Source organism: Arthrobacter sp. FW306-1B-F12A (assembly GCF_058781865.1).
This window is the reverse complement of sequence record NZ_JBYSXD010000060.1, coordinates 18,659-25,759: the sequence shown is the minus strand read 5'-3', so window position 1 is coordinate 25,759 and position 7,101 is coordinate 18,659. Positions and strand designations below refer to the sequence as shown.

The window sequence follows — 7,101 nt, the reverse complement described above, 5'->3', positions numbered from 1 at the left end:
GTCCAGCTCCCCGGCCCCACCACCACGACCGCTGGATACTCGAACCCCGACACCGGCTCGGGCCACGGGACCGTCCCACCCGCCGGCGCGCCGGCCACCCTGCCTCAATCCGCGCCGGTCACCGAACCGGAAGCCGATCCCTGGCCCAACGGCGGGATAGACGAGGACCCATTCACCCGTGACCGCTCGCACCGTCTCGGGTCTCCGGCTCCCGTGGCAGGGAATGACGCGGCCGACGGCGGGAACGGGCCCAGCGTCGAGCCCACCAGCGGTGAGTCGCGATGACCGAGAGCCACATCCCACCGACGCCCGCGCAAGCCAAAGCGGACTCGACATCGCTGGGAGACCTTCTCGGAGAGGTCACGCGGGACATTTCCACACTGATGCGCCAGGAAGTGGAACTGGCCAAAGCTGAACTGAAGCAGTCCACGGCACAGGCGGGCAAGGGCGCCGGAATGGTGGCAGGCGCCGGCGTTGCCGGGCATTTTGTGCTCCTCTTCCTTTCCCTCGCCCTTTGGTACGCTCTGGGCGAGCTGATGGGCCTGGGCTGGTCCGCCGTCGTCGTGGCTGTCCTCTGGGCGATCGTGGCAGCTGTCCTGGCGTCGATAGGCCGGAAGGAACTCAAAGCCGTCAAAGGCATGCCCCAGACGACCGCAACAATCCAGGAAATCCCAGAAACGCTCAAACCACGCGAGGAGCAACGATGAGTGAAAACCCGGATGATATCCGTTCCGAGATAGAGGAAACCCGGCGGCGCCTTGGCACCAACGTTGACGCAGTGGCCGACAAGGTGACGCCGTCGCACGTGGTCCGACGCCAAACCGAGAAAGTCAAAGATACCGTCTTCGGCGTGAAGGAGAACATCATGGGTACCGCTGATGATGTTGCGGAGGGCGGGCGATCAGCAATCGACGACGCCGGCGCGGCGATCGGCGACGTCCCCCACCGCCTCGCCGGCAAAACGCAAGGCAACCCGCTGGCTGCCGGGCTGATAGCCTTCGGGGCCGGTCTGCTGGTGGCCTCCCTGATCCCGGCAAGCGAGAAGGAAAAGGAGGCAGCGGCGGCCCTGAAGGACGCGGCCGAACCGCTGACCACCGAACTTGCCGCCGCGGCTCAGGACGTGGCCCGGGATCTCCAGGAACCGGCCCAGGAAGCGCTGGAAAACGTGAAGTCCGCGGCCACCGAGGCAGTCGAAAACGTTAAGGACGAATCCCAAACCGCCGTCTCCGACGTCACGGACACCACCATCGGGGCCAGGGACCGGATCGAGCCCGCCTGATCCAGACGGAGGCGTGCTGTCCGGCCAATACATCAATGAAGGACGGCACGCCTCGAGCCCGCTTTGAATAAGGGACATCCATGACGACGAAGAACCCCGCCGACAGCAGCAAGGCCAAGGCAGCCACAGCCCCGGATGCGGATGATGCCCGAAAACCGGACAGGCCCACCGAGATCGCCAGGCCAACCTGGACCTACATAGCCAAGAGGACCTTCCGTGAGTTCGGCAAGGATCAGTGCCCGGACGCCGCCGCGGGGCTGACCTACTACGCGGTGCTTTCCCTTTTCCCCGCGCTGCTTGCGCTCGTCTCCCTGCTCGGTATTTTCGGGCAGGCAGGAAATAGCATCTCCGCCCTCCTGGACCTTCTCCAAGGCATCGCCCCGGGATCCACCATCGACACCATCCGCCAGCCCATCGAAGAGCTCACCACCTCGACGTCGGCCGGCTTCGCCCTGGTACTTGGTCTCGTCGCCGCCCTGTGGTCGGCGTCCGGATACGTGGGAGCCTTCAGCAGGGCCATGAACCGCGTCTACGAAGTGGACGAAGGGCGCGGATTCATCAAACTCCGGGCAACCATGCTCGGTGTCACCGTCTTCGCGGTGATGCTCGTGGCCCTGATCGCCGGCATGCTCGTGCTCAGCGGACCCATCGCCGACGCCGCGGGCAGGGCAGTCAACCTTGGCGGGGACCTCCTGACGGTCTGGAGCATCGCAAAATGGCCCGTCGTCGTCCTGTTGGTCGTCTTGATCATCGCGGTCCTGTACTACGTCACCCCTAACGTGAAGCAGCCGCGGTTCCGTTGGATGAGCATCGGCTCCTTCATCGCTTTGCTTGCATTCATCCTGGCATCGCTGGGCTTTGGCTTCTACGTGGCCAACTTCAGCAACTACAACAAGACCTACGGTGCAATAGGCGGCGTCATCGTGATGCTCCTGTGGTTATGGATATTGAACATGTCCCTCCTGTTCGGCGCAGAATTCGACGCCGAAATGGAACGCGGGCGGGAACTGCAGGCAGGAATCGACGCCGAAGAAACCATCCAACTCCCACCCCGCGGAACCACGCGCAGCGCGAAACTCGAGAAACACGAAGAAGAAGAAATCGCCGACGGCGAGAGGCTTAGCGCGCAGCACACCGTTAGCGCCGGCCTAGAGGACGGCTCGACTTCCGACCTTCGTCCAGCTCCTCACTGAAAGGGGGCGCACGTGGGAAACCTCCCGTGGATCGCTGTCATGCTGGTCCCGTCACTGAGCTTCTTCTTCTATTTGGTCTACGCAAACCTCCGCTCCTCCCGCAAGCGGAAGGCCCTCGGCTTGCCGCCCTTGGAACTTACTCCGCCCGAGCTCAGGAATCGACGCCGGAACAACGCCACAGACGTCGTCGACGACCACCAACACCAAGGAAATATCAAGAGCGATCAATAAACTCAGGTCGTTAGTCGGTCACGATGATCGGTTTAGGCTTTGCCGGTGACCGCGGTCCAGATGCCGACGGCGCCCGCGACCACCATTATCGCGGTCGTGTCCCAGCCGAAGGTGGCGGCGAGTTTTCCGTTGCGGTATTCGCCCATGAGGTCCTTGTCCCTGGCGATGAGCATTGTGACGATGAGGAACGGTGCGGCGGCGATCCCGTTGATGATGGCACTGAGGACCAGCAGTCCGATGGGGTCGGAGTCGAAGAGACTGATGATGACGCCGCCGAGCGTTCCCATACCAAGAAGCACATAGAACGTGCGCGCCTTACTGGGACGCCGGTCGAACCCCCAGTTCTTGCCGAGCAGTCCGGCCAGCCCCGCGGAGCCCGAGGCTGCAAGGACGGGCACCGCGAGGATCCCGGAACCAACGAACCCAGCTGCGAACAGGAACTTCGCGGCAGGTCCCGCGATGGGTTCCAAGGCCTTGGCCGCGTGCGCGGCGGTCTTGATGTCCGTGCCGTTCTTTCCCAGGGTCGTCGCGGTGGCCGCGATAATCGCGAACATGACCAGGACGGAGAAGAACATCCCGATGAACACGTCCGCGCGGGCGTTTCGGAGCTTGCGGTGAGCGGCCGGCGCCGAGTTGTCATCCAGCCCGACGGCCTTATCGCCTCCGAGGTCATCTCCTCGATCCGGTGCGCGCTTTGCCAGAGGAACAGATAGGGAGCGATCGTGGTGCCCAGTTCGGGCTGGGCACGAACATGGGCATCAAAGCGATCGCCGACGCCAGCGGCCACGCCGAGACCGAACGAGAACTACGACACGTCCGCAGAACCTACATCACCAAAGACAACCTGCGGCAGGCCATCGTGAACGTCGTCAACGCAACCTTTGAAGCACGAAACCCTGAATGGTGAGGAGAAGGAAAAGCCCTGTTCGTCTCATCCTGACCGGGTCCTGGCGTTCGCGCGCTCAGCAGTGGCGGAACGGAGTTCCCGCTGGAGGCGACGGTTCTCTGCTTCCAGGCGCAGGACCATCCCGATGCCTGCCAGGTTCAGGCCCAGGTCCAGCAGCTCACCGATCCGCCGCAAGGTCGCCAGATCCTCCTCGCTGTACTGGCGGGTCCCGCCCAGGGTCCGGCCGGGTTCGATCAGGCCCCTGCGTTCGTACAGGCGCAAGTTCTGCTGCCCCATGCCCACCAGCTCCGCCGCGACGGAAATCGCGTACACCCCCCTGCCCGCGTCGTTACCGCCTGCCATCGCCCACCTCCAAATCTTCCCAAAATCAGGCTTGCCACGCCCCGGTCGCAGTGCTATAAGAAATATATACCAGCCGCAACAGATCGGCTGGGTTGACAACAAAAAAGCTGCGATCTGCAAGGAGTGACACACCATGCTGATGCGAACGGACCCCTTCCGTGAATTCGACCGGCTGGCCGAACAGGTCCTCGGAACGACGGCACGGCCTGCGGCGATGCCGATGGACGCCTGGCGCGAAGGCGACGATTTCGTGGTCGCCTTCGACCTGCCCGGAGTCACCGTTGACTCGGTGGACATCGACGTCGAACAAAACGTGCTGACCGTCAAGGCCGAACGCCCGGACCCCGTCGGCGAGGGCACGGAACTGATTGCCTCCGAACGTCCCCGCGGCGTGTTCAGCCGCCAGCTCATTCTCGGCGACGCACTGGACACCGACGGAGTGAAGGCAAGCTACGACGGCGGGGTCCTGACCCTGCGCATCCCGGTGGCGGAGAAGGCAAAGCCGCGCCGGATCGAAATCGATACCACGGCGAACCAGCGCCAGGAGATCAGCGCCTGAGCACCGGTACGGCTTCCCGGACCGGGAGCGCCTCGGCGGCCAACACGTAATTGGGTGATGGGGTTTCTCAGACCACGCCACGGCGCGGGTAGCGCACAGATACAGGCCCCCGAGGATGACTCCCGCAACGATGGTCCCCGGCTGAACGGACCGGGGACCATCCCTGTCCCCAGATGAACACACGGCACCACCAACAATGAAGACCAACGGCCCGGACCCCTACGAGATCCTGCACATTGACCCGACCGCCACGGCGCGGGAGGTGGGCCGTGCTTACCGCGCGCAGATGCGCAGCCGGCACCCGGACACCCGGCCGGCCCGCGGACACGGCACCGGCCCGACGACGCCCGAATCACAGAAGGAGCTGCAGGACGTGATGAACGCCTATGCCATCCTGGGCAACGCGGAAAAGCGGGCAGCCTACGACAGGGACCACCCGCGGCCGGCTCCGACCGAACCGCACCCCCGGGAACCCCTGGTACGGCCGCCGGATCCGCTGCTTCCGGCCGCCTCGTTGCTGATCGGACCGGTCATCTGGGAGCCGGCCGCCGGACGGTCCGACGCACCGCCGGCGTGGCCGGGCCCGTATCCGCCCGGCTACACGTTGATCCGGCGGATCCCGCACTGGCCACCGTCCGACCCGAAAGCACCATGACGAAGGAGACCCCATGAGTGCCTGGCGTCCGTACGACAGCCAGTTGATGCCCGCGTTCTACGAACGCTTCGAGAAGCGGTGGGGCAAAGGAACAGCGCCGTTCCTGGACCCGGAAACCCACGAACAACCCATGCCCCGGGCCCAATGGATCAACCCGGACACCGGCGCCGCGGTCGCGGTCGTGCCGATCTGGACCGGGGACCCCCGGCACCGCTCCTTCGGGGTGTTCTACCTGCCCCCGGCCGGCGACATCTGGGTCCTGCGCCCCGGGCACACGAACTACCTCGAAACCGACCCCAAAAACCCTGAGCAAGTCACCCTGCGCAACGACGCCTTCCGGAAAGCCGTCGCGCACGCCAAGGAATTCATCTACGGAACCCAACCCTGAAAGCCGCCCCCGGACCACCCGGATCAGGCAACCGGCAAACCCGGCGGTGAACCGTCCATCGGATCCGCCCCGGGGACCGGCCCTTCCGCCGCGGCCCGGGCCCTGACAGACATTCCCGGAGTACCCAATGACCCCTCAACAGATCATCCAGTTCCTCCAGGACTGCAGCATCCGCGCAGCCGCCGGCAATGCACGCCTCGACGCCGATGCGTCCTACCTCCTCTACGTCAGCTGGTGCGGCCTGAACCGGAAAGTCCCCGTCCCCCATCAGGCCTTCCGGACCGCCCTGCGCATGGCTGGCCTGCGCCCCGCAAAGAAGACACCGCACCACTGACCCGCAACGAGACATGTGGAAATGGAGAAGATGACAATGACGTCAACGGCCCCCGAAGGTCCTGGCCGGGATCCTGCCCGTCCCGGGCGATGAGCAGCCCGGCATCTACACGCACTGCGGCGAGCCCATGACCCTGGGCCGCCCGGCCGGCCGGAGCGTCGCTTCGGAGGCGGCGAAAAACACCGGGCGCAGGCTCCTGGAGGTTTACCTCCGGACCCGGGTGCTGCATTGCCGCTGCGGTTTCCAGATGGAAATTCCCCGCCCCAGGGCGGCCTGAGGGGCCAGGTGGAGGGATCTCGATGCCGTTGTCCGACTCTGAACGCAGGCGGCTCCGGGAACTCGAATCGGATCTGGCAGCCCAGGATCCGGTTCTCGCGCGGGAACTGAGCACCGGCAGGCCGGCCCTCCGGTGGCTTCGCCGTTCCATCGGCCTGGCCCTGACCGTCGCGGGCATTGAACTGATCGTCATGGCCATGGCCGCCCGCCTTCCGGGCATCGGCTTCCCGGGATTCATCCTGCTGTTGGCAGGTGCCTGCGTGCTCCTCACCCGCCGCGCCGGCCGCCGGAGCGGATAGCGCCGCACCGCTCCTGTCCGCCCGGACCACCGCCGTGGCCTGCGCCGCCGGGCCGGGGGGACAGATTCTCCGTTGCTGCCCGGCCGGGAGCCCAGGTTCCGGAGCCGGTGACCGGACTTCCAGAGGCACGTGCGGGGCTCGCCGGGCCCTTGGTTGCGGCGAGCAGGGCCAGGGACGCGGCGACCGAGCGGTCCGGCTCCTTGGCCGGCGGTGTGTAGGCCCGCAGGACCAGGACCGATTTGCCCGCTACATCGAGCACGCCGCCCGCGTCCAGGAAGGCCGTGCCTGCGCGTTCTCCGGCGGTGTCCAGGACCTGTTCCCACCGCGACGCGTATTCGGCCGGGGGAAGGGTGAAGGACACCGCGTCGTCCCCGGAGTTGAAGCAGAGGAGGAAGTTCACATCCGTCACGGAGCGGCCCCGGTCGTCCCTGCCGATCCCGGCGCCGTTGTAGAAGACCCCGAGCGCCCGGGCAAGCGGGTTGTTCCAGTCCTCGGGCACCATCACGGACGCGTCCGTGTTCAGCCAGACGATGTCCGGAAGCGGCTGGCCTTCCCTGCGCTTGACCGGACGCCCTTCAAAAAACCTGTTCCGCCGGAAGGTCGCATGGTCCCGGGGGGGGGGCGGGGGGGGGGGGGGG

Annotated in this window: 13 protein-coding genes and 1 pseudogene; 11 read left to right on the top strand and 3 right to left on the bottom strand. The window is 65.8% G+C overall.

Annotation, left to right across the window (positions count from 1 at the left end):
- The 5 genes and pseudogenes from AC3WJU_RS20340 to AC3WJU_RS20320 all read left to right on the top strand — a co-directional run.
- A pseudogene (locus AC3WJU_RS20340) lies at positions 1–285 on the top strand (hypothetical protein); the annotation flags it as partial.
- The gene (locus tag AC3WJU_RS20335; RefSeq protein ID WP_306961449.1) at positions 282–707 is read left to right on the top strand and encodes a phage holin family protein; all 426 of its coding nucleotides are present in this window, start codon (positions 282–284) and stop codon (positions 705–707) included. The pseudogene AC3WJU_RS20340 and the gene AC3WJU_RS20335, both read left to right, overlap by 4 nt.
- Complete coding sequence (locus AC3WJU_RS20330; RefSeq protein ID WP_306961448.1) at positions 704–1,279, top strand: DUF3618 domain-containing protein; 576 nt, start codon at positions 704–706, stop codon at positions 1,277–1,279. Before AC3WJU_RS20335 ends, AC3WJU_RS20330 begins: the two co-directional genes overlap by 4 nt.
- 80 nt (positions 1,280–1,359) lie before the next feature.
- Positions 1,360–2,472 carry a YihY/virulence factor BrkB family protein gene (locus tag AC3WJU_RS20325; RefSeq protein WP_492260690.1) on the top strand — a complete coding sequence of 371 codons (1,113 nt, stop codon included), beginning with the start codon at positions 1,360–1,362 and terminating at the stop codon, positions 2,470–2,472.
- 12 nt (positions 2,473–2,484) lie between these two features.
- On the top strand, positions 2,485–2,703 hold the full coding sequence (locus tag AC3WJU_RS20320; protein WP_306961446.1) for a hypothetical protein: 219 nt from the start codon (positions 2,485–2,487) through the stop codon (positions 2,701–2,703).
- Positions 2,704–2,735: 32 nt separating this feature from the next.
- Here AC3WJU_RS20320 and AC3WJU_RS20315 read toward each other — a convergent pair whose 3' ends face one another.
- Positions 2,736–3,347: an NRAMP family divalent metal transporter gene (locus AC3WJU_RS20315; RefSeq protein ID WP_284990547.1), complete on the bottom strand. Its 612-nt coding sequence runs from the start codon at positions 3,345–3,347 to the stop codon at positions 2,736–2,738.
- A gap of 41 nt (positions 3,348–3,388) precedes the next feature.
- Here AC3WJU_RS20315 and AC3WJU_RS20310 point away from each other — a divergent pair, with 41 nt between their 5' ends.
- The gene (locus AC3WJU_RS20310) at positions 3,389–3,610 is read left to right on the top strand and encodes a Tn3 family transposase (protein WP_284990536.1); all 222 of its coding nucleotides are present in this window, start codon (positions 3,389–3,391) and stop codon (positions 3,608–3,610) included.
- A gap of 24 nt (positions 3,611–3,634) precedes the next feature.
- Here AC3WJU_RS20310 and AC3WJU_RS20305 read toward each other — a convergent pair whose 3' ends face one another.
- Positions 3,635–3,952 (bottom strand): MerR family transcriptional regulator, encoded by a 318-nt coding sequence (locus AC3WJU_RS20305; RefSeq protein WP_284990535.1) that lies wholly within the window; start codon positions 3,950–3,952, stop codon positions 3,635–3,637.
- A 133-nt stretch (positions 3,953–4,085) separates the two neighbouring features.
- Between AC3WJU_RS20305 and AC3WJU_RS20300 the strand changes: the two genes are divergently transcribed.
- From AC3WJU_RS20300 to AC3WJU_RS20280, 5 genes are all read left to right on the top strand, one after another.
- Positions 4,086–4,511 carry an Hsp20/alpha crystallin family protein gene (locus AC3WJU_RS20300; RefSeq protein WP_284990534.1) on the top strand — a complete coding sequence of 142 codons (426 nt, stop codon included), beginning with the start codon at positions 4,086–4,088 and terminating at the stop codon, positions 4,509–4,511.
- A 196-nt stretch (positions 4,512–4,707) separates the two neighbouring features.
- Positions 4,708–5,166 carry a J domain-containing protein gene (locus AC3WJU_RS20295; protein ID WP_284990533.1) on the top strand — a complete coding sequence of 153 codons (459 nt, stop codon included), beginning with the start codon at positions 4,708–4,710 and terminating at the stop codon, positions 5,164–5,166.
- A 13-nt stretch (positions 5,167–5,179) separates the two neighbouring features.
- The gene (locus tag AC3WJU_RS20290) at positions 5,180–5,554 is read left to right on the top strand and encodes a hypothetical protein (RefSeq protein WP_284990532.1); all 375 of its coding nucleotides are present in this window, start codon (positions 5,180–5,182) and stop codon (positions 5,552–5,554) included.
- Positions 5,555–5,681: 127 nt separating this feature from the next.
- Positions 5,682–5,888 (top strand): hypothetical protein, encoded by a 207-nt coding sequence (locus tag AC3WJU_RS20285; RefSeq protein ID WP_284990531.1) that lies wholly within the window; start codon positions 5,682–5,684, stop codon positions 5,886–5,888.
- 299 nt (positions 5,889–6,187) lie between these two features.
- Positions 6,188–6,463: a DUF3040 domain-containing protein gene (locus tag AC3WJU_RS20280; protein WP_284990528.1), complete on the top strand. Its 276-nt coding sequence runs from the start codon at positions 6,188–6,190 to the stop codon at positions 6,461–6,463.
- Here the strand turns inward: AC3WJU_RS20280 and AC3WJU_RS20275 are convergent.
- The gene (locus tag AC3WJU_RS20275; protein WP_492260692.1) at positions 6,432–6,965 is read right to left on the bottom strand and encodes a hypothetical protein; all 534 of its coding nucleotides are present in this window, start codon (positions 6,963–6,965) and stop codon (positions 6,432–6,434) included. The two genes, AC3WJU_RS20280 and AC3WJU_RS20275, sit on opposite strands and share 32 nt — an antisense overlap.
- Positions 6,966–7,101 lie beyond the last annotated feature (136 nt).

Coding starts and splice junctions, on each gene's coding strand:
- AC3WJU_RS20335 (WP_306961449.1), top strand. CDS start 282: ATGACCGAGAGCCACATCCCACCGACGCCCGCGCAAGCCAAAGCGGAC.
- AC3WJU_RS20330 (WP_306961448.1), top strand. CDS start 704: ATGAGTGAAAACCCGGATGATATCCGTTCCGAGATAGAGGAAACCCGG.
- AC3WJU_RS20325 (WP_492260690.1), top strand. CDS start 1,360: ATGACGACGAAGAACCCCGCCGACAGCAGCAAGGCCAAGGCAGCCACA.
- AC3WJU_RS20305 (WP_284990535.1), bottom strand. CDS start 3,952: ATGGCAGGCGGTAACGACGCGGGCAGGGGGGTGTACGCGATTTCCGTC.
- AC3WJU_RS20300 (WP_284990534.1), top strand. CDS start 4,086: ATGCTGATGCGAACGGACCCCTTCCGTGAATTCGACCGGCTGGCCGAA.
- AC3WJU_RS20295 (WP_284990533.1), top strand. CDS start 4,708: ATGAAGACCAACGGCCCGGACCCCTACGAGATCCTGCACATTGACCCG.
- AC3WJU_RS20290 (WP_284990532.1), top strand. CDS start 5,180: ATGAGTGCCTGGCGTCCGTACGACAGCCAGTTGATGCCCGCGTTCTAC.
- AC3WJU_RS20285 (WP_284990531.1), top strand. CDS start 5,682: ATGACCCCTCAACAGATCATCCAGTTCCTCCAGGACTGCAGCATCCGC.
- AC3WJU_RS20280 (WP_284990528.1), top strand. CDS start 6,188: ATGCCGTTGTCCGACTCTGAACGCAGGCGGCTCCGGGAACTCGAATCG.
- AC3WJU_RS20275 (WP_492260692.1), bottom strand. CDS start 6,965: ATGGTGCCCGAGGACTGGAACAACCCGCTTGCCCGGGCGCTCGGGGTC.